13 protein-coding genes and 1 riboswitch are annotated in these 23396 nt (G+C 37.7%); all 13 genes read left to right on the top strand.

The window, feature by feature from the left end; all coding sequences use genetic code 11:
- The first annotated feature begins 92 nt into the window (after window positions 1–92).
- The 13 genes from O1A01_RS21910 to prfB all read left to right on the top strand — a co-directional run bounded on the left by O1A01_RS21910 (window position 93) and on the right by prfB (window position 23218).
- Window positions 93–920, top strand: a complete 828-nt coding sequence (locus O1A01_RS21910) for a flagellin N-terminal helical domain-containing protein (RefSeq protein ID WP_270064980.1) — start codon at window positions 93–95, stop codon at window positions 918–920.
- 117 nt (window positions 921–1037) lie between these two features.
- Window positions 1038–6104, top strand: a complete 5067-nt coding sequence (locus O1A01_RS21905) for a Calx-beta domain-containing protein (protein ID WP_270064979.1) — start codon at window positions 1038–1040, stop codon at window positions 6102–6104.
- A gap of 465 nt (window positions 6105–6569) precedes the next feature.
- Window positions 6570–6664: riboswitch (cyclic di-GMP riboswitch) on the top strand.
- Window positions 6665–6746: 82 nt separating this feature from the next.
- Window positions 6747–12134, top strand: coding sequence for an OmpL47-type beta-barrel domain-containing protein (locus O1A01_RS21900; RefSeq protein ID WP_270064978.1), 5388 nt, complete (start codon window positions 6747–6749; stop codon window positions 12132–12134).
- 110 nt (window positions 12135–12244) lie between these two features.
- A complete protein-coding gene (gene flaG / locus O1A01_RS21895) occupies window positions 12245–12559 on the top strand; it encodes a flagellar protein FlaG (RefSeq protein ID WP_270064977.1) in 315 nt (104 codons plus the stop codon).
- A gap of 15 nt (window positions 12560–12574) precedes the next feature.
- Window positions 12575–14359: a flagellar filament capping protein FliD gene (gene fliD / locus O1A01_RS21890; protein ID WP_270064976.1), complete on the top strand. Its 1785-nt coding sequence runs from the start codon at window positions 12575–12577 to the stop codon at window positions 14357–14359.
- A 16-nt stretch (window positions 14360–14375) separates the two neighbouring features.
- Window positions 14376–14777 carry a flagellar export chaperone FliS gene (gene fliS / locus O1A01_RS21885; RefSeq protein WP_270064975.1) on the top strand — a complete coding sequence of 134 codons (402 nt, stop codon included), beginning with the start codon at window positions 14376–14378 and terminating at the stop codon, window positions 14775–14777.
- Window positions 14777–15127: a flagellar protein FliT gene (locus O1A01_RS21880; RefSeq protein ID WP_270064974.1), complete on the top strand. Its 351-nt coding sequence runs from the start codon at window positions 14777–14779 to the stop codon at window positions 15125–15127. Before fliS ends, O1A01_RS21880 begins: the two co-directional genes overlap by 1 nt.
- Before the next feature lie 9 nt (window positions 15128–15136).
- Entirely contained in the window at window positions 15137–15508 is a 372-nt protein-coding gene (locus O1A01_RS21875) for a DUF8042 domain-containing protein (protein WP_270064973.1), read from the top strand.
- A 208-nt stretch (window positions 15509–15716) separates the two neighbouring features.
- Window positions 15717–17651: a sensor domain-containing phosphodiesterase gene (locus tag O1A01_RS21870; protein ID WP_270064972.1), complete on the top strand. Its 1935-nt coding sequence runs from the start codon at window positions 15717–15719 to the stop codon at window positions 17649–17651.
- A gap of 331 nt (window positions 17652–17982) precedes the next feature.
- Window positions 17983–18528, top strand: a complete 546-nt coding sequence (gene hpf, locus O1A01_RS21865; RefSeq protein ID WP_066419130.1) for a ribosome hibernation-promoting factor, HPF/YfiA family — start codon at window positions 17983–17985, stop codon at window positions 18526–18528.
- Between the two features lie 218 nt (window positions 18529–18746).
- Entirely contained in the window at window positions 18747–19286 is a 540-nt protein-coding gene (locus tag O1A01_RS21860) for a DoxX family protein (protein WP_270064971.1), read from the top strand.
- Between the two features lie 205 nt (window positions 19287–19491).
- Entirely contained in the window at window positions 19492–22002 is a 2511-nt protein-coding gene (gene secA / locus O1A01_RS21855; protein ID WP_270064970.1) for a preprotein translocase subunit SecA, read from the top strand.
- Window positions 22003–22119: 117 nt separating this feature from the next.
- Window positions 22120–23218 (top strand): peptide chain release factor 2 gene (prfB, locus tag O1A01_RS21850; protein WP_235858227.1). Its coding sequence is split into 2 segments (ribosomal slippage): window positions 22120–22182 and window positions 22184–23218, totalling 1098 coding nucleotides; the frame shifts between segments, so codons are not numbered across the junction.
- The last annotated feature ends 178 nt before the right edge of the window (window positions 23219–23396 follow it).

Raw genomic sequence — 23396 nt, 5'->3', positions numbered from 1 at the left:
AATGTAAAACAAAAGTTCAAAGTCGGCCGACAAAAACTTTTGAAAATAACCCACATGGATGTGGAAGAAAACAATTCAAGGAGGAAAACAATATGATTATCAATAACAACTTAAACGCAATGAACGCTCATCGTCAAATGGGTATGAACGTAAACGCTACAGGTAAAGCAATGGAGAAATTATCTTCTGGTCTTCGTATTAACCGTGCTGGTGATGATGCAGCTGGTCTTGCTATTTCTGAAAAGATGCGTGCCCAAGTACGTGGATTAGATCAAGCTTCAAGAAACTCTCAAGACGGTATCTCTTTAATCCAAACAGCTGAAGGTGCCTTAAATGAAACTCATGCAATTCTTCAGCGTATGCGCGAATTAGTTGTTCAAGCAGGAAATGGTACTAATGAGGAAGCTGACTTAGATGCTATTCAAGAAGAAATAAACGCCTTAATTGAAGAATTAGGTGGAGCGGATGAAACTGGAATTGCTGACAGAACTGCATTCAATGGTAAGAAATTATTAGATGGATCATTAGATATAAACCTTCAAATTGGGGCTAATACTTCTCAAGCACTTCAAATTACAATTGAAGACATGAGTGCAACAGGACTCTTAGTTGACACAGTTGATGTATCAGGAGTTGGTTATGACCCTGATACACACATAACTGCGATTGACACTGCGATCGAATCAGTTTCGGAACAACGTTCTAAATTAGGTGCATTCCAAAACCGTTTAGAGCACACGATTAAAAACTTAGATAATGCATCTGAAAATCTACAAGCAGCAGAATCTCGTATCCGTGATGTTGACATGGCTAGTGAAATGATGGAGTTCACACGTGCGAACATCCTTAACCAAGCTTCTCAAGCGATGCTTGCTCAAGCTAACCAACAACCTCAAGCAGTATTACAGTTACTACGTTAATTTAAAAATTATTAGAAAGGGACCTTTTTAGGAAAGGTCCCTTTCTATTACCTATTTAATAGTACTATAGTCCTTGTATCATAAACCATACTTTTGTAATAGATAGGAGGTAATTCCATGTTAAAAAAGATAGCCGTTAATTTAATTGTAATTATTATGCTTTCTAATATTTTTCTTCAATCAATTGGAGCTTCAATGGAAGCGTGGATATCGCCAAAAATTATTAATCTATCATTAAAGAAAAATGAAGAGGTTAATTTAGATTTAGTAGTTGAAACAGGCACACCACCAATCAAAAAGATAGATGTTGTATTTGCGATAGATACAACTGGAAGTATGGGTGGTGCAATTGAAGTTGCGAAAGCAAGGTCAATAGAAATTATGAATAACATTAAGAGTAAAGTAGAAGATTCAAGTTTCGGCCTAGTTACTTTTCAAGATTATCCTGGTTCATTTACATACCCTGGATATTCATCTACCTATGGGGGATATAGCGATAAACCATTTACATTACACCAACCGGTTACTAGTGATATTAATGCAGTATCAAATGAAATAAATAAACTTTATGCTAGTGGTGGGGCAGATTGGCCAGAAAGTTACACTCGTGCTTTATATGAAATGGCGGTTGGTACCCCAAAATGGAGAGATAATGCCAAAAAGGTAGTAATTTTAATAGGTGATGCTCCTACCCATGACTTAAGCTTTGCAGGGTACAACTTTGGTGGTGATCCGGGTCCTGATGGAATAGCAGGAACTAGTGATGATTTAGTTTTCACTGATGTGGTTAAACAATTAAATGACAAAGAAATTACAGTTTTAGCTTTACAGGCCGGAAATGATTTAGCTGCTTCAGCAACTTTCAAAGGTGCATCAGTAGGGTATGATACGGCCATAGGTACAAACGGACAGTATTTTAACTTGAGCAATTCGGAAGAGATATTTAACAAGATCCTAGAAATGGTAACCGACGAAATTGCAAAGATAAAAAACTTAACTCTAGATATACCTGAAGAGTACAAGGACTGGATTAGCTTTTCCCCTTCACATTTCGAAAATGTAGGACCTAGAAGCACAAGAACATTTTCTCTAAACGTAAAAACTCCAGAAGGTTTAACAAATGAAGAGTTGCAAAAGATTCATGAAATACCAGTAGGTGCCTATGGTGATGGTACATTAATAGAAAATATAACTGTAAATGTAGGAATAGAAAATGAAGAAAATAATGGAAATGCTGGTCAATTTCAATTTTCTTCAGATATTGCTATTACAAATGATCAAAAATATGCAAATATAACAATTAGTAGGGTTAATGGAGAAAAAGGGGAAGTAAGTGTTTTATTTAATACAGTATCATCTACTGCTGAAGAAAATGAAGATTATCTACCAGTTGAAAAGATAGTTGAATTTAAAGACGGTGAAACCAAGAAAGTTGTTCAGGTACCAATATTGAATAATAAGAAATTAGACGGAAAGAAAGAAGTGGTCCTTTCACTATCTTCCCCAACAGGAGGGGCTATACTAGGTGAACGAACTGTTGCTATATTAACTATAATTAATAATTCAATAAAAGAATATGGAAGCATTGAATTTTCTTCTCTATCATATAAAGACAGCGATGATAAAGAATTTGTAAATATTATTATTAATAGAAAAAACGGATTAGATGGAGAGGTTTCGGTAGAATTTTCTACAATTGATGGTACAGCAAAAGCTGGACTAGATTATGAATCTGTTAATGAAAGGATTACTTTCCTTCAAGGTGAAGAAAGTAAAACGATAAAGATACCGTTACTAAAAAACCATATAAGTGAAGGGAAAAGAGATATTAAGTTAGTCTTAAGTAAACCACTTGGAGGTGTAATGTTAGGAAGCTATAATACATCAACTCTTACTTTAGAAAAATCTATTACTAAGGAAATTTTAGAAATAAGATTCAAAGAGCAGTTGGATTATATGGAGCCAGGAGAAAGTAAGCAGTTAGAATTAATCGCCAATTATAGCGATGGCAGCACAGAAGATATAACAGAAAAAGCCAGCTATACAAGAAGTTCTTCTTATGCCACGGTAAGTCCGATAGGAACGATAACCCTATCGCCAAGTACCAAACTAGGAATGACGATCACAGTAACAGCAAACTACGAAGGAAAAAGTGGAACAAAGGAAATCACAGTAGAAGATACTAGTGTAGCGTTAGAGAGTATCGCATTCGAAGAAGTTTCGGTGGAGATGGATCCAGGAGAAACGAAAGAGTTCAAAGTGATAGGCTATTATAGCGATGGCAGCACAGAAGATCTAACAGAAAAAGCCAGCTATACAAGAAGTTCCTCTTATGCCACGGTAAGTCCGTCAGGAACGATAACCCTATCACCAAGTACCAAACTAGGAATGAAGATTACAGTAACGGCCAATTATGAAGGAAAAAGTGGAACAAAGGAAATTACAGTAGAAGATACTAGTGTAGCGTTAGAAAATATCGCATTCGAAGAAGTTTCGGTGGAGATGGGTCCAGGAGAAACGAAAGAGTTCAAAGTGATAGGCTATTATAGCGATGGCAGCACAGAAGATCTAACAGAAAAAGCCAGCTATACAAGAAGTTCCTCTTATGCCACGGTAAGTCCGTCAGGAACGATAACCCTATCACCAAGTACAAAACTAGGAATGAAGATTACAGTAACGGCCAATTATGAAGGAAAAAGTGGAACAAAGGAAATTACAGTAGAAGATACTAGTGTAGCGTTAGAAAATATCGCATTCGAAGAAGTTTCGGTGGAGATGGGTCCAGGAGAAACGAAAGAGTTCAAAGTGATAGGCTATTATAGCGATGGCAGCACAGAAGATCTAACAGAAAAAGCCAGCTATACAAGAAGTTCCTCTTATGCCACGGTAAGTCCGTCAGGAACGATAACCCTATCACCAAGTACAAAACTAGGAATGAAGATTACAGTAACGGCCAATTATGAAGGAAAAAGTGGAACAAAGGAAATTACAGTAGAAGATACTAGTGTAGCGTTAGAAAATATCGCATTCGAAGAAGTTTCGGTGGAGATGGGTCCAGGAGAAACGAAAGAGTTCAAAGTGATAGGCTATTATAGCGATGGCAGCACAGAAGATCTAACAGAAAAAGCCAGCTATACAAGAAGTTCCTCTTATGCCACGGTAAGTCCGTCAGGAACGATAACCCTATCACCAAGTACAAAACTAGGAATGAAGATTACAGTAACGGCCAATTATGAAGGAAAAAGTGGAACAAAGGAAATTACAGTAGAAGATACTAGTGTAGCGTTAGAAAATATCGCATTCGAAGAAGTTTCGGTGGAGATGGGTCCAGGAGAAACGAAAGAGTTCAAAGTGATAGGCTATTATAGCGATGGCAGCACAGAAGATATAACAGAAAAAGCCAGCTATACAAGAAGTTCCTCTTATGCCACGGTAAATCCGTCAGGAACGATAACCCTATCACCAAGTACAAAACTAGGAATGAAGATTACAGTAACGGCCAATTATGAAGGAAAAAGTGGAACAAAGGAAATTACAGTAGAAGATACTAGTGTAGCGTTAGAAAATATCGCATTCGAAGAAGTTTCGGTGGAGATGGATCCAGGAGAAACGAAAGAGTTCAAAGTGATAGGCTATTATAGCGATGGCAGCACAGAAGATATAACAGAAAAAGCCAGCTATACGAGAAGTTCCTCTTATGCCACGGTAAGTCCGTCAGGAACGATAACCCTATCACCAAGTACCAAACTAGGAATGACGATTACAGTAACGGCCAAATATGAAGGAAAAAGTGGAACAAAGGAAATCACAGTAGAAGATACTAGTGTAGCGTTAGAAAATATCGCATTCGAAGAAGTTTCGGTGGAGATGGGTCCAGGAGAAACGAAAGAGTTCAAAGTGATAGGCTATTATAGCGATGGCAGCACAGAGGATCTAACAGAAAAAGCCAGCTATACAAGAAGTTCCTCTTATGCCACGGTAAATCCGTCAGGAACGATAACCCTATCGCCAAGTACAAAACTAGGAATGACGATTACAGTAACGGCCAAATATGAAGGAAAAAGTGGAACAAAGGAAATCACAGTAGAAGATACTAGTGTAGCGTTAGAAAATATCGCATTCGAAGAAGTTTCGGTGGAGATGGGTCCAGGAGAAACGAAAGAGTTCAAAGTGATAGGCTATTATAGCGATGGCAGCACAGAAGATATAACAGAAAAAGCCAGCTATACAAGAAGTTCCTCTTATGCCACGGTAAATCCGTCAGGAACGATAACCCTATCACCAAGTACAAAACTAGGAATGAAGATTACAGTAACGGCCAATTATGAAGGAAAAAGTGGAACAAAGGAAATTACAGTAGAAGATACTAGTGTAGCGTTAGAAAATATCGCATTCGAAGAAGTTTCGGTGGAGATGGATCCAGGAGAAACGAAAGAGTTCAAAGTGATAGGCTATTATAGCGATGGCAGCACAGAAGATATAACAGAAAAAGCCAGCTATACGAGAAGTTCCTCTTATGCCACGGTAAGTCCGTCAGGAACGATAACCCTATCACCAAGTACCAAACTAGGAATGACGATTACAGTAACGGCCAAATATGAAGGAAAAAGTGGAACAAAGGAAATCACAGTAGAAGATACTAGTGTAGCGTTAGAAAATATCGCATTCGAAGAAGTTTCGGTGGAGATGGGTCCAGGAGAAACGAAAGAGTTCAAAGTGATAGGCTATTATAGCGATGGCAGCACAGAGGATCTAACAGAAAAAGCCAGCTATACAAGAAGTTCCTCTTATGCCACGGTAAATCCGTCAGGAACGATAACCCTATCGCCAAGTACAAAACTAGGAATGACGATTACAGTAACGGCCAAATATGAAGGAAAAAGTGGAACAAAGGAAATCACAGTAGAAGATACTAGTGTAGCGTTAGAAAATATCGCATTCGAAGAAGTCTCGGTGGAGATGGGTCCAGGAGAAACGAAAGAGTTCAAAGTGATAGGCTATTATAGCGATGGCAGCACAGAGGATCTAACAGAAAAAGCCAGCTATACAAGAAGTTCCTCTTATGCCACGGTAAATCCGTCAGGAACGATAACCCTATCGCCAAGTACCAAGCCAGGAATGACGATCACGGTAACAGCAAATTACATAGGAAGAAGTGGAATAGTTTCCATTCAAGTACCTTAATCTCCGTGAAAAAAAGAAGGCATAGGGGAATTTCTGCTGGTACACCTTCCAAGATAAACATATAAATTACGAATTTACGAAGTTATAGAGCGTGGAGAAAAGGGTTAATAAGGACAGTGATTTATTTGACCACTATTCTTTCAAACGAAACAGAAGGAGAGAATGTGTTTTTTGAAATTATCGCTTCGGTGAATCTGAAGAAGGTCGAAGTTACTCAAGAAGTTCTTTTTTTAATAATCCCAAAACTAAAACATTCATTTTATCTATTAACGATAGAAATTATGTTGAATTAATATAGGGATTAATCCCTGTATTTTGAAGTGTTTTGGTATGTTTTATTATTCTAGCCAAAAAGTTAAGTCTATTTACTCTTTTTTAAAAAAGTTTTTAGATAAAATATAGTCTAAAGTACCCATTCATTTAACCTGATAAATCTATTATCCTATTATTATAGTAATAAATACCAAGTGAAAAAGGCAAATCATAGGAAACTATGAGACGCAAAGCCAAGGGCCTGTTCTGCGTGATAAATAACACGTGGATGGCAGCCGGTTGCCACAAGGAATCATAGTTCCTAACCTATGAACCTTGTAGAAGGTTCTTTTTTATTTGGTCAAAAATAATGAAAGGTAGGACAAAAGGATGAAAAAATCGTTTTTTAGGAAGTTTACGTTATTAGCATTATTTCTTATGGTTGCTCAATCGTTACTTCCAGTTGTAGATGCGTTTGCCAATTCCGATAACAATATGTTACCTCCAAGTAATATAGATGCGGAATATATAACGCCAGATGATGTTAAGTTAGTATGGAACTCTGTTCACGGAGCAACAGGCTATCATGTTTATGAAATTACAGAAGGGCAGTTGATATTACTAGGGGAAACAACAGCTGCTAATTTCACTTTGAATGATTTAGAGGAAGGGTCCTACAGATATGTTATTTCTACATTAAATGGAGATTGGGAATCTGGACCAAGTGCACCAGTTAGTGTTGATGTTACATATCCAACTATGGAATCACCATCGACGATAACTCATAAGGTGGAAAACGGTAACGATATTGTACTTAACTGGGAAGCTTCTCCATATGCAGAATCGTATCATGTTTTTGAAATTTCCTCAGAAGGCGATGCTTCATTAATAGCAACTGAAGCTGGAACTACATACAAAGTTAATAATGCCCCTGAAGGACTGTATACATATGCTGTTTCTGCTTCACATTCTTTATATGGTGAATCATCATTATCACATATAGTCGAAGTGGAAGTTACTTATCCGTTAATGACAGCACCACAAAATTTTACGTATTCATTAGTTAACGGAAGCGATGTGTCACTTAAATGGGATGCTATTCCTTTCGTAAAAAATTATCATGTTTATGAAATATTAGATGATGAAAGAGTTTTAAAAAGCACTGTTACTGATAATAAAGTGACATTTACAAATCAATCTCCAGGTGAATATGTATACGAAGTTCGTTCTAACAATGATCGCTTTGGAGAGTCCGAAAAAGGAAGTTTGCTAAATGTTAATGTAAGTGAAATCACGATGTCAGCACCAGCTAATTTCACCTACAAAATCCAGAACTATAACGATATTGTTTTATCTTGGGGGACTGTCCCTTACGCAACAAGCTATAAAATATATCAAGTTAACGATGAAGGGAAAAGTTTAGTTAGTACCGTAACTGGTACAAGCGTTACTTATCCTGTTATGCCTGCAGGTGACTATGTGTATGAGGTACATTCCTTTAGTGACCGCTTTGGTGAGTCGGTGGACGGTAGTGTTGTTACTTTCTCGGTAGAAAAAGTAGATATGGATGCGCCGAATAACTTTAGTTATAAAATAAATAATGGAAATGATATCGCTTTAAGCTGGGATACTACACCTAATACAAATAACTATAAGATATACCAAATTGTAGATGGAGAAAAGGTGTTGGTAAGCACAAGAACGAACACTAATGTAACCTTTACAAATATGCCAGAAGAAAATTACGAATATGTAGTACATTCCTTTTCTACTAGGTTTGGAGAGTCCGAAGAAGGCAGTCAATTATCTTTCACTTTAGAACACCCAGTTGTTAAACCACCAGAAAATTTAATTCAGTCTATAAATAATCCAACTAGCTTTACATTAAATTGGGATGCAGCATTATTTACAACCAATTATAGAGTGTACGAAGTTGTAGGCGGAGAGAAAATCTTAAAAAGTACGACATCTAGAACAAATGTTACTTATTCAAATGTTTTACCTGGTGAATATACGTACGTTGTTCATACTTATTCTAGCCGCTTTGGAGAATCTCTAGAAGGTTCAGTGCTAAAGGTAACAATGAATGGGGAAACAATGGCCACTCCTACTAATCTATCGCATAGCGTTAGTAATGGAAACGATATTCGTTTAACTTGGTCAAGTGTCCAATACGCACAAAGGTATAACATTTACGAAATCATTGATGGTGAAAGAGTTCTGAAAAATTCTATCACTGGTACAGCATTATCCTTTATTAATTTACCAGAAGGAAATTATCATTACGTTGTCCATTCTGCCTCCACTCTACTAGGAGAATCTCCAGAAGGAGCGGAAGTTAAAATTTCGATCGTTCATCCGACGATGGAAGCCCCAAATACTGTAACATCAAGAGTGCAAAACGGTAATGATGTAGTATTAAGCTGGGAATCAGCGCCTTTTGCGAATAACTATCGTATTTACGAAGTGGTAGGCGAAGAGAAGGAGTTAAGAAGGACAGTGAACTCTTTATCTACTATTCTTTCAAACGAAGTGGAAGGGGAGCGTACGTATGTTGTGCATTCTTTTAACAATCGTTTCGGAGAATCCGCAGAAGGTATCGAAGTTACTCAAGAAGTTGTCTTTCCAGAAATGCAAAAACCAGAAAACGTAACATACTCTATTAACAACGGAAACGATGTTGTGTTGAGATGGAATGCGGCGGAATATGCAACGAATTATGTAGTATACCAATTTATTGATGGGGAACTAGCGTTAGAAAGAACGGTGTCAGGTGCTGCGACTACGTTCAGTAATATGCCTGAAGGTGAGCATAAATATATCGTTCATTCGAATAGTACTCGCTTTGGTGAGTCAGGTGAGGGAAGTGAAGTATCTTTAACACTTATTCACCCGACAATGCAAGCACCAGAAAATGTAACCTATAGTATTAATAACGGAAATGATATTGTCTTAAGGTGGAATGCCTCTTCGTTTGCTACCAATTATAAAGTGTACCGAGTTGTTAATGAGGAGTTAGTGTTAGAAAGAACTGTTTCGGGTACTGTAACGTCGTTTTCGAATATGCCTGAAGGGGAGTATGATTATGTGGTTCACTCGAACAGTACTCGCTTTGGTGAGTCGCATGAAGGTGAAACTATTTCCTTTACACTTATTCATCCAACAATGCAGCCACCAGGTAATTTAACGAATAGTATTTCAAATGGTAATGATATTGTATTAAAGTGGAGTGCTTCAACATTTGCTAACAACTATAAAGTATATCGGGTCATTGGTGAAGAGTTAGTATTAGAAAGAACGGTTTCAGGTACTTCCGTTACTTTTACTAATATGCCTGAAGGAAATTACGAGTATATTGTTCATTCCTATAGTAACCGGTTTGATGAATCTCCAGAAGGTAGCACTCTCGATTTTACGTTAGTATGGCCGACTGTACAGTCACCACAAGTTACTGGCACGGTCGTAAATGCAAATAATGTTACGTTATCATGGCCAACTGCCACGTGGGCAAATGAGTACCGTGTGTATAAGGTAAATAATGAGAGCAGAGAATTGATTTATAAAGGTACAGCGAGAAATTACACCGTTCACAACTTGACAGAGGAGACTCATTCTTTTGAGGTTACTTCTTTTAATACAAGGTTTGGGGAATCTAAACCGTCAAATAGAATTACAGAAACGATCATTTATCCAATTATGGAGCCACCGGTAGCAAACTTAGTTTTATTAAGTGATACGAGTGCGCGAATTTTGTGGGATTTTGTTACGTATGCAAATGGCTATAATATTTATGAATTAATAGATGGAGAAGCTGTTTTAATAGCAGAAAGGGTAAACAACCTATCTTACACAGTTAGGGATTTATCTTATCGAAACCATGAATATGTTGTAACTTCTTACAGTAACTCATTTGGTGAATCAGCACGTTCCAATATCGTTTTAGCAAAATTAATCATTGATACAGTACCACCGGTTACCACCATCAATGCATCGGAAAATTGGACAAATGAATCAGTTGCGATTACTTTATCTGCTACAGATGAAGATACAGGAGTAGCAAACACTTATTATTCTATTAATGATAGTGCCTTTGTGGAAGGAAACAGTTTTGTAATAGAGGGCGAAGGGATTCATGCTATTTCCTTTTACTCTGTTGATAAAGTAGGGAATAAAGAAGAAGTTCAGACAATTGAAGTGAAAATCGATCAAACAGCTCCGGTAACGGCTTCAAACATAAGTAGTGGAAAATGGTTGAATGAAGCTTATACGGTTGAGTTTACAGCTGAAGACAGTAAGAGTGGTGTAGGTAACACCTATTACTCTATTAACGAATCAGCATTTACAGAAGGAACAAGCTTTACTATCTCCAAAGAAGGCGTTCATGAAGTAAGCTATTACAGTGTAGACAACGCTGGTAATATAGAAGAAGTGAAAACAGAGCAGGTGAAGCTTGATTTCACAGCTCCAGTAACAATTTCGAACATTGTAGATGGCTGGCTAACAGAAGCGTTTACTGTACAATTAACTGCTACTGATGGAAAAAGCGGAGTAGCAACTACGTACTATTCCTTAAACGGTTCTGACTTTGTAGAAGGAACATCCTTTACAATCGAAGATGAAGGTGTTCACGAAGTAAGCTATTACAGTGTGGATGTTGTAGGTAATAAGGAAGAAGTGAAAACAGAACAAGTGAAAATTGATGGTACAGTACCAGTTACCTCTTCTAACATTTTAGACAAATGGTTGAATGAACCATTCACAGTTCAATTAATAACAGGGGAAAGTACTAGTGAAATTGCTGCTACTAACTATTCTATAAATGGTTCTGACTTTGTAGAAGGTACATCCTTCACAATCGAAGAAGAAGGCGTCCATGAAGTAAGCTACTACAGCGTTGACAATGCTGGAAATGTAGAAGAAGTGAAAACAGAACAAGTGAAGCTTGATTTCACAGTTCCAGAAACAACTTCAAACATTGTAAATGGGTGGTTAACAAAAGCGTTTACTGTACAACTAACTGCAACGGACAGTTTAAGTGGAGTATCAACAACTTACGTATCAGTTGACGAATCCGAACATGTAGAGAGCACAAACATTACGTTTGAAGAAGAAGGTCTATACGAAGTAAGCTACTATAGTGTCGATCAAGCAGGCAATGTGGAAGCTGCAAAAACGGAATACGTAAAGATTGATAAAACAGCTCCTGCTGTTAGCTGGGATTACGAAGATGAGTATGCATTAGGTACAGAATTAACATTAACTTATGATGCCTTTGATGCTCTTTCAGGGATTCAATCAGAAACATTGTTGTTTAATGGTAAACAATACAACAATGGCGATGTTGTTGTACTTGAACAACCAGGAAAATACACGTTAAAACTCGAAGTGGTAGACAATGCTGGTAATGTTACAACACTGGAAACTGAATTTGTCGTTTACATTCCACTAGTTGACTTTGAAGTGTTACCAAAAGTAATTACTCCGAATACAGGTGTATTCACTGTAAAAGTTAATTTGGTAGACAATTATTCTACAAAAGGGTTCGACTTGAATACGGTAACTATTAATGGAGTAAACGCTATTAATAAGAGCAATGGAAGCCAAAAGCAAGCCGAAAATGGACAATTCAAATTCAATCGGGACGAATTTGTTTGGAATCAATATGAGCAAGTCTTGGAATTTAGAGGTTATGTTGATGGACAGCTTGTAGTAGGCTATACAACAGTTAAAGTTCAAAGTAATAGTGGCAATAATAACGGGAAAAATATGAAGTTTTAATTATTACTTAAGAGGGCCAAGTTTTTTGGCTCTCTTTTTTTGTCTAAAGAATTCACCAAAATAACCGATATAAAAAGAAAAGCTGTATTGTTAGAAAGCGGGGATGGGGAATGGAGATAAGCTCTTCTAAATTAACAAATTTTCTTTCTACTAACACGTACAACGTAAAGACAGAAACTTCAGAGGTAGAAATTGCAAAAGAACATAAAAACGTAGAAAATGTTGTCGAAAGTATTAACCAATTTTTAAAACCTTTAAATACATCGGTGCAATTTTCTTTTCATGATGAATTAAATGAGTACTATGTTTCGATAGTGGACCAAGAAACGAAAGAGGTTGTGAAGGAAATTCCACCTAAGAAATTGTTAGACATGTATGCAGAAATGGCCAAGTTTATGGGGTTATTTGTAGACCAAAAAATATAGGAGGAACACGACAACATGAGAATAAGTGGATTTGCAAGTGGTATGGACATTGACCAAATGGTAAAAGACTTAATGAAAGCTGAACGGATACCATTGGACAGGTTTTATCAAAGAAGAACGACAATAGAATGGCAACGTGATGCGTATCGCGAAATGAATACGATGTTAGCTAATTTTCGAGATTTATCTAGGAATTTAACGCTCTCTACTTCATTAGGAGCAAAAACAGTTTCAACATCTAATACTAATATCGCAACTGCAACGGCCTCTTCATCGGCTGCGTTTGGTTCATATAAACTTGAAAACGTCACGTTAGCAAGTGCAGCTACAAATATTAGCGCCGGGACGATCTCTTCGGATGAACAAAATAAATTAGATCCTACTAAAAGTTTATGGAGTCAACGCGATAAAGTAGCAGCTTTAGCAAATGTAGAAGGTTCTGACGTTTGGGTAGAGAATTCTTTTGAACAATCAGCAGTATCTCTCTCGAATAAAAACTCGGTTCGTCTATCAAAAGGAGCTATCAATAGCGAGACATTCCCTAATACATTAACTGTATCTTCAAGTGATTTTACAAGAGTAAATTCACTTGAGGAATTAGAGAATGGTGGTCAAGCATTTTTCGTTGACACAAACACCGGACAAGTGACCTTTAGTGAAACATTTGAAGAGGGCGATGAACTACAATCATTTTCTTATGATCATTATTCCTTTAACTTTTCCATCACAACGTATGATGTGAACGGCACGGCAAAAGCAACTCCGCTAGAATTTGACGGTACCGCAACGTTAAACCAAGTTATTTCTGGGATAAACACATCGGCTGCAGGTGTAACAGCGCTATACGATAGTCAGTCCGACCAAATTGTTTTTACTAGAAAAGAAACAGGGAATTTCAATATTGAAGGACCAGAAATGACTTTTGAAGGAGCGTTTTTAACGAGTGTTTTACAAATGGATCCTTCTAGAGAAACAGGTGGTTCTGACGCAAGGTTCACCATTAATGGTTTAGAAACGTCACGTAAAAGTAATACATTTACGATGAACGGCATGACCATCACGCTAAAAAGCAACACAGTCGGTAATGAGTCCATTAACTTAACGGTAAATGCTAATACGGATAAAGCGTTTGATGAGGTTATGAACTTCGTTAACACGTATAATGAACTTATTGGAGAAATAAGTGGAAAGGTAAACGAACAAAAGAATAGAAATTACCCACCGTTAACGGATGAACAAAGGCGTGAAATGAGCGATCGTGAAATAGAGCTATGGGAAGAGAAGGCGCGAAGTGGATTGCTTCAAAATGATTCTTCACTACGTAGTTCGTTAGATCAGTTTAGACGTGAGTTATATAATGCAGTAGATGGCGTGGATCAGTCTTTTAATCATCTAATGAAAATCGGAATAACAACTTCCCGTGATTTCCGTGAAGGTGGGAAACTTATTGTTGATGAAGGAAAACTGAGAGAAGCGCTTGCTTCCAACCCGGATGAAGTTAGAAAGCTTTTTGGACAAGATGGGTCAACACAAGCGGAGAAGGGGCTTGCTCAACGACTTCGTACGATCGCCGACAATACGATTAAAAGTATTGAAACGAAAGCTGGAAATCAATATCGAACAAATCAACAGTTTTCACTAGGGCGTGAATTAATCGACGTTGAAAAAAGAATTACAGATTTTGAACGAAGATTAGTAGGAATTGAAAATAGGTACTGGAGTCAGTTCACTGCTATGGAAAAAGCATTATCACAAATGAACAGTCAAGCGAACTACTTATATTCTCAATTTATGAGTTAAGAGAGGGAAATAAAAAATGGCAATGAATAATCCTTACAAAGCTTACCAAGAAAATAGTGTTTCAACAGCTTCACCAGGAGAGCTAACTATTATGCTATATAATGGTGCTATTAAAAATGTGAAACTAGCAAAACAAGCAATTCAAGGTAATAACATTTCTGCTAAACATACACATTTAATAAAAGCTCAAGATATTGTAAGAGAACTAATGGTGACATTAAATATGGACATTGAAATCTCAAAATCGTTAATGGCGATGTATGATTACATTAATCGTAGATTAGTAGAAGCAAATACGACGAACAGTACTGATATCTTAGTTGAAGCAGAAGGATACTTAGTGGAGTTAAGAGATACGTGGAAAGAAGTAATTAAAATAAACCGCCAGAAGCAATTTGGTCAAGGTGGACAAGTATAATGAATCGAATGCAAGCTTATAACGATGTTAGTTTAGAATTACTTTACCTTCTTCAAAACTTACCACCTATTAAAGAAGATGATGACTACGTGCAACCATTGAATGAATTACTGCAAAAAAGAGAGGTTTTATTAGAAGTGATAAAACCTCCCTACTCAGAAGAAGAAAAGGTAATTGGTAAAAGTGTAGTACAGTTAGATATAAAAATTCAACAATTACTTCAAAACCGTAAAGTTAGAATTAGCGAGGAAATGATGAAAATAAAGCAATCAAAAAAGGTGAATAAAGCTTATGCTAATTCTTTTCAAGCACCTAGCCTTGACGGCACTTACTACGACAAACGAAACTAGGTGAACTGCATGACGGAAGAACAAATCACCTTTATCCGAGAATACAATGAACTTTTAGAAGTAACAGTAGAGGCGCTTCGATATTTAGGTTCGGATCGAACGAATGATGGTAGCGAAATGGAGGAGCGGGTCTACTACGATTCTTTATTAGCGTTTCTTAAAATACAACAAATGAATGAGGCGTTGTTGGATATTTTTCATGATGATACAGAGAAAGTGCAAGCAATTGCTTCATTTGAGGTAGTAGTGCATGAATTAGATAAAATTAGTACGGAACCGGTTCATGCTTCTAACGAAATTTTTCAACATCATATTATACCAGCTTTTGAAGCTTGGAAGATTCATTTACAGTCACACTTAAAAACAGTCATTTTTCATTAAAGGATGCCTATCTCCCACTAGCATCCTTTTCTTCTAAACTACCCTCTCTAGAAAAATAGCCCTGTAAATATGTCTAATTTTGACGAAAAGTATCGAATTTACTCGAAATTTGTATTATTATAATAGAGTGAGGAAAAATCTCACATTATTTACGAAATATTACTGAATACTATACAATATTTCTACATAACAGAAGGGTATGGAGTAAATGAAATCTTTAAAGTTAACTAGCTATGATCAATACTACAAGTTGTTATATCTTTATCATGCAGAGCTAGTATTTATAATAAATCTCCAAGAAGAGATCGTAGGTGCGAACCAAAATCTCATTAAATATGGATTCAGCATCGATGACATATTACATCAACATATAAAAACAATTCTCCGTGTCGATTTTTCCATTTCCCATGAAGATAGAATGGCTTCACAGCTTACTTATAAAAATGGTGATCAGGCGGAAGTGGAAGTACAGGTTATTACAATAGTAGAAAAAGGTGAATTAAAAGGATATTTTCTCGTTGTAAAAGATCAGAGCGAGGTCAATAAAGTTTTGCTCCAAGTCAATAAAGACGCCTTGTTGAAGAAAGAATGGATTACTCCATTTGAGCTAAAGTATGCATTGGAGCACAATCAGTTCACTTTATTTTACCAGCCAAAATTAAGCTTAACGACTGGAAAAATCGTCGGTGTAGAAGCGCTTATTCGCTGGAAACATCCAAAAAGAGGATTGATTTCACCTGGAGAGTTTATTCCTATTACAGAAGAAAGTGGGCTTATTATCCCAATAGGAGAATGGACACTCCGTGAAGCATGTCGCCAAAATAAAGCTTGGCAAGAAGAAGGTCATCCTCCCATGTTAATGTCTGTAAACCTATCTGTTAGACAACTGCATCAACCTGGTTTTGTCCCGATTGTTCAGCAAATCCTAAACGACACAGAGTTGGACCCTTCATACTTAGAGCTTGAAATAACGGAAAGCATGCTAATGGATCATGAAAAAAGTATTCCTGTATTAAGAGACTTAAAAAACCTCGGAGTGCAAATAAGCTTAGATGATTTTGGAACAGGTTATAGTTCTCTCCATTATTTAAAAAATATTCCGATTGACCGGCTGAAAATTGATCAATCATTTGTTCGAAATTGTTCTATCGATACGAATGATGCAACAATCGTTAAAACTATTATTGCGATGGCACATCAATTAAACCTAGAAGTTATTGCCGAAGGAGTAGAAATTAAAGAACATCTTTTATTCCTCCAGCGACACGTCTGTGATGAAGCACAAGGTTATTTATTTAGTAAGCCGCTTCCACCGGAAGAGTTGATTTGTATTTTAAAAGATGTCGAGCAAGTTATTCCTACAAGCGGGCTACCAAAAGACCTTTCCAACCAACATTGGATTGAAGAAGCGAATAGTGTAGATCGCCAAGAACTTATCGATACGATTAGTAAGCAGCAAGGAATGATCATGAAGTTTATAAAAAAAGGAAATGCATTCATTCACACATTATGTGGTGGGGAGTTAATTTACAAATTCGGATTAATTCCGGAGCAAATCATCGGGAAAGAGCTAAAAGACTTTCTTGACATAGAATTAGCAAATGAAAAACTCGCCTTTTATGAACGTGCTTGGTCTGGCGAGAAAGTAGTGTATGAAGCAAAATTAAACGATGTATTCTATATTACCTCTTTGCAGCCGGTAAAGAAAATGGGCCAGGTTGTCGAAGTAATTAGTTCTTCCTTTGACATTACACCTCGGAAAAAAATCGAGGAAGAGTTAAAGTTAAGGGAAGCAAATTTTAGAATCATTACGGACAATATGCTCGATTTAGTAGGCGTTTGGGACTTAGAAGGAAACGTTATATACGCTTCTCCCTCTCATAAAAAAGTATTAGGATTTAACCCTGAAGATTACAAAGGAAAAAAAGGACATAGTTGGGTACATCCGGAAGATATACCGATAGTAGATGAACATTTCAAAAATGTTTTAAACGCAAAACAGCAAAGCCTTGTTATTTTCCGTGCAAAACATACTAACGGAAGCTGGATAAAAATTGAAGTGCAAGTAGCACCAGTCATGGAAGAAAGCGGAACTGTAAAACAATTTGTCGTAGTAGGAAGAGATGTAAATAATAGAACGTGAATGACGTTTCTACAGCAAAAATACTAAACAAGGTCACAAAATAAACAACTTCCACCTTTAAGGAAAGAAACGCATATGTAGTGCATATACTTATTCAACTACGTAACTGCCTTGCCATTTGACGAAAATGTGAAGTTTATACAAAAGAAGGAATTATTTCACAAAAAGTTTGAAAAATGTCGATGTTTTAGCAGGAATGGAGGCGGGTATTGTAGAAATATGTATACATAGCCTTTATAATAAAGGTGAGGGGAAGATAGTATATTATCCCCGGTTATATGCAAAATGATAGAGATGTTTTCTATCAAGAGTTTAAAGGAGGAGTTCGTTTATGAAGTACAACGTACGCGGTGAAAACATTGAGGTAACTCCAGCAATCCGTGAATATGTGGAAAGCAAAATTGGTAAAATCAAAAGATATTTCGATTCCACAGAAACGGTAGAATGCAAAGTAAACTTAAAGGTAAATAACAACACACAAAAAATTGAAGTGACGATTCCGATGACTGGACTAGTGTTACGAGCTGAAGAACGCCATAGCGATTTATATGCAGCAATCGACCTAGTAGTCGACAAATTGGAACGCCAAATTCGTAAACATAAAACAAAAGTGAACCGTAAGCTACGTGATACGGGTGCTCCGAAATACTTATTTAATGAAGCAGTAGAAAATGGTAGTGTTGCTGTTGCAGACGAAGAAGATGAGTTAGTACGTACAAAACGTTACAACTTAAAACCGATGGACAGCGAAGAAGCAATTTTACAAATGAACATGCTTGGCCACAACTTCTTCGTATTCCTTAACGCAGCTACAAACGAAACAAACGTCGTCTACAAACGAAACGACGGCAAATACGGTATAATTGAAGCTCACTAAAAAATAAAAATAACGTAATACCCCGATTTTAATTGATCGGGGTTTTTACTTTTTTTAGGGAAAATAGCTCTGGCTAATGATTCAAGGTGGGAGATTGACAGGATTCTACTATAAAAATTACCGCTGAACTGGTAAAAAACGGAGCAAATGTATCAACTTCAACATAAATTAGCATGGAATTGGTGAATTTAATGAAGAAAAGGATGTGAAATGTAGTCATGAAACGAGATGCAATCGAAATTACAGATAATCCTGTCTCTCATTATTTATTTAACAGCACAAAGCTTGCTCTATTTTGGTTAATTGTTCGCTTATATGTTGGTTACGCATGGTTAAAGGCAGGATGGGGGAAAGTAACGTCAGATGCTTGGACAGGAGAGAACGCAGGTGTTGCGATAGAAGGGTTTATTAAAGGAGCAATCGCCAAAGCAGGAGAAGGTCCAGATGTAACTGGTTGGTACGCAGCGTTTTTAGAAAATATTGTTTTACCAAATGCCACAGTGTTCTCCTATTTAGTAGCTTACGGTGAAGTATTAGTAGGTTTAGGGTTAATTGTTGGGTTACTAACAGGAATTGCTGCTTTTTTTGGCTCATTAATGAACGTCACATTTTTATTCGCAGGGACATTAAGCACCAACCCAATTCTTTTCATTCTAGCGACTTGGCTAGTATTAGCTTGGAAAGTAGCAGGTTGGTATGGTTTAGACAGATGGGCACTTCCTCGTTTAGGTACTCCATGGAATCGCCCAGAAAAATAATCTTCATTCGTCAAGTACGTGACACTTGGCGATTTTTTCTGTTTTCTGCTTCCTCAGCCACTATCCGACCCGAAAGTTGTCCCCACTATAAAGAAGTGATAAAATAAAGGAATAAATATGGTTATAAAAGATGAGCGGAAATAAAAGGATTTTTCCCATTTATCGAGAATCTTTTTATTAACAACATCGAAAAGGGAGCGTTACTATGCGTGGATTATTGAACAAAGTTTTTGACATGAATAAGCGCCAAATTAAAAAATCAGAGAAATTGGCCGACCAAATAGATGCGCTAAGCAGTGATATGGAAAAGCTTTCCGACGATGCATTGCGTGCCAAAACAGAAGAGTTTAAAGAACGCTATCAAAAAGGCGAAACGTTAGATGACCTACTCGTTGAATCATTTGCAGTAGTTCGTGAAGCAGCACGTCGTGTTTTAGGGCTACACCCATACAAAGTACAGTTAATGGGAGCGATTGCCCTTCATGAAGGAAATATCGCCGAGATGAAAACAGGGGAAGGTAAAACGTTAACTTCTACACTACCTGTATATTTAAATGCTCTTACTGGAAAAGGCGTACACGTTGTTACAGTTAACGAATACTTAGCAAGCCGTGATGCGAACGAAATGGGACAACTTTTCGAGTTTCTTGGCTTAACAGTAGGATTAAACTTAAACGGACTTACACGTGAAGAAAAAATAGAAGCATATAAAGCAGATGTTACATATAGTACGAACAATGAATTAGGCTTTGATTACTTACGTGACAACATGGTGCTATACAAAGAACAAATGGTACAGCGCCCACTTCACTTTGCTGTCATTGATGAGGTAGACTCGATTTTAATTGACGAAGCGCGTACGCCATTAATTATTTCAGGTAGTGCTCAAAAATCTACTGCTCTTTACTTACAAGCGAACGGTTTCGTACGTCAGCTAAAGCGTGAAGAGGATTACACGTATGACGAAAAAACAAAAGGTGTTCAATTAACAGAAGACGGAATTTCGAAAGCGGAAAAAGCGTTCGGAATTGATAACTTATTTGACATCCAGCATGTCGCGTTAAACCATCACATTAACCAAGCGTTAAAAGCGCACGTAACGATGCATAATGATGTCGACTACGTTGTTCAAGAAGGCGAAATCGTTATCGTTGACCAATTCACTGGTCGTCTAATGAAAGGTCGTCGTTTCTCTGATGGTCTACACCAAGCAATTGAGGCAAAAGAAGGCGTAGAAATCCAAAACGAGAGTATGACACTGGCAACAATCACGTTCCAGAACTACTTCCGTATGTACGAAAAGCTTTCTGGTATGACAGGTACAGCGAAAACAGAAGAAGAAGAGTTCCGTAACATTTACAATATGAACGTTGTCGCAATCCCTACGAACAGACCGATTGCTCGTGATGACCGTGCCGATTTAATTTTCAAAACGATTGAAGGAAAGCATAATGCTGTTGCGAACGACATCGCAGAGCGTCATAAAGCAGGCCAACCAGTTCTTGTTGGTACAGTTGCGATTGAAACGTCAGAAGTTATTTCTAAGCTACTTAACAAACGTGGCATTAAACATAACGTTTTAAACGCGAAAAACCATGCACGTGAAGCCGATATTATCGCAGAGGCAGGTCATAAAGGATCTGTAACAATAGCGACAAACATGGCAGGTCGTGGTACGGACATTAAGCTTGGCGAAGGTGTTAAAGAAGCGGGCGGTCTTGCTGTTATCGGTACAGAGCGTCACGAATCACGCCGTATTGATAACCAGCTTCGTGGACGTTCCGGTCGTCAAGGAGACCCTGGGGTAACGCAATTCTATCTTTCCATGGAAGATGAATTAATGCGCCGCTTCGGTTCTGACAACATGAAAAATATGATGGAACGACTTGGTATGGACGATACGCAACCAATTCAAAGTAAAATGGTATCTCGTGCCGTAGAATCAGCGCAAAAACGTGTAGAAGGAAACAACTTCGATGCGCGTAAACAGCTTTTACAATTTGACGATGTACTTCGTCAGCAACGTGAAGTTATTTACAAGCAACGTTTTGAAGTATTAGATTCTGAAAATTTACGTTCAATCGTTGAAAAAATGTTAAAGTCTACTATCGAGCGTAACGTTCGTCTATACACGCCAGCTGCCGACCTTCCGGAAGAATGGAACTTACAAGGAATTGTCGACTATTTAGAGGCAAACCTTTTAAGGGAAGGCGACGTGACTGAAGGCGACCTTCGTGGTAAAGAGCCGGAAGAAATGATCGAGCTCATTACGGAAAAAGTAATCGTGCGCTACGACGAGAAAGAACAAGAGCTAGAGCCAGAGCAAATTCGTGAGTTCGAAAAAGTAGTCGTTCTTCGTGCTGTTGATAGTAAATGGATGGACCATATCGACGCAATGGATCAGCTTCGTCGAGGAATTCATTTACGTGCTTACGGTCAAATTGATCCGTTACGTGAATACCAAATGGAAGGTTTCGCGATGTTTGAAACGATGATTGCTGCGATTGAAGAAGATGTATCAAAATACATCATGAAAGCTCAAATTCGCAACAATTTAGAGCGTCAAGAAGTAGCTAAAGGTACAGCTGTTGTGCCAAACGAAGACGGAAAAGAAAAAGCGAAAAAACGTCCTGTTACAAAAGCTATTAATATTGGCCGTAACGACCCATGTATTTGTGGTAGCGGAAAAAAATATAAGCAATGTTGCGGACGTTAATATATGATAGGAAGGTGGGGCTTTCATTGCCTCACCTTTTTGCCGGTGGAAAGCACTTTAGGAGAAAATCGTCATAAATGATATGATATGGTTACAATAATTATAGAGGTGAACAGAATGGAACTTGCAGAAATTAGAAACGAACTTGAGAAAATGGCTAAACGTTTAGCGGACTTTAGGGGGTCTCTTTGACTTAGAACATAAGGAAAAGAGAGTCGCCGAATTAGATGAGCTTATGAGTCATCCTAACTTTTGGGATGATCAAAACGCAGCCCAAGTAGTCATTAGTGAGGCGAATGCGTTAAAAGATTCAGTTGGTCAATTTCATGAACTTCATGAAAGCTATGAAAACTTAGATGTAACGTATGAGCTAGTGAAAGAAGAGCCAGACGAAGAACTGCTAGCTGAACTAGTAAATGAAGTAAAAGAACTAACAGGTGAGTTTAATAAATTTGAACTACAGCTTTTATTAAGCGAGCCTTACGATAAAAATAATGCGATTTTAGAATTGCATCCTGGCGCTGGTGGAACGGAATCTCAAGACTGGGGCTCTATGCTACTACGTATGTACACACGCTGGGCAGAGAAAAAAGGTTTCAAAGTAGAAACGTTAGATTACCTTCCTGGTGATGAAGCTGGAATTAAAAGTGTAACTCTTTTAATTAAAGGGCATAACGCATATGGCTACTTAAAAGCAGAAAAAGGAGTACACCGTCTTGTACGTATTTCTCCATTTGACTCTTCCGGCCGTCGTCACACGTCGTTCGTTTCTTGCGACGTAATGCCAGAGTTTAATGATGAAATTGAAATCGACATCCGCACGGAAGATTTAAAAATTGATACGTACCGTGCAAGTGGAGCAGGTGGTCAGCACATTAACACAACTGACTCCGCAGTCCGTATTACACATATTCCAACGAATGTCGTTGTAACGTGTCAAACAGAACGTTCCCAAATTAAAAACCGTGAACGTGCGATGAAAATGCTCCAAGCAAAACTTTACCAACGTAAACTAGAAGAGCAACAAGCGGAATTAGACGAAATCCGTGGCGAGCAAAAAGACATTGGCTGGGGAAGCCAAATTCGTTCCTACGTTTTCCATCCTTATTCCCTTGTAAAAGATCACCGTACCAACACAGAAATCGGAAACACACAATCAGTCATGGACGGCGAACTCGATCCGTTCATTGATGCATATTTACGTTCAAAAATTTAATTGTCATTCCTACCCTTGTCGTGCAACGCGGCAGGGGTTTTGTTTTTGCCAGCAAGGAAGAAAGCTAGCGGGTTAAAAATAACGTCAAGTGCGTCAATTAATTTTTCAGCTGCGTCAAAAAATTGGCCGTGTGCGTCAATTAAATCCGCAAGTGCATCAATAAGTGAGTTCGGTTGGC

Source organism: Sutcliffiella sp. NC1, from assembly GCF_027594365.1.
Taxonomy (GTDB): domain Bacteria; phylum Bacillota; class Bacilli; order Bacillales; family Bacillaceae_I; genus Sutcliffiella; species Sutcliffiella cohnii.
The sequence above is the reverse complement of the archived record's forward strand: the minus strand, read 5'-3'. Positions and strand labels throughout refer to the sequence as shown.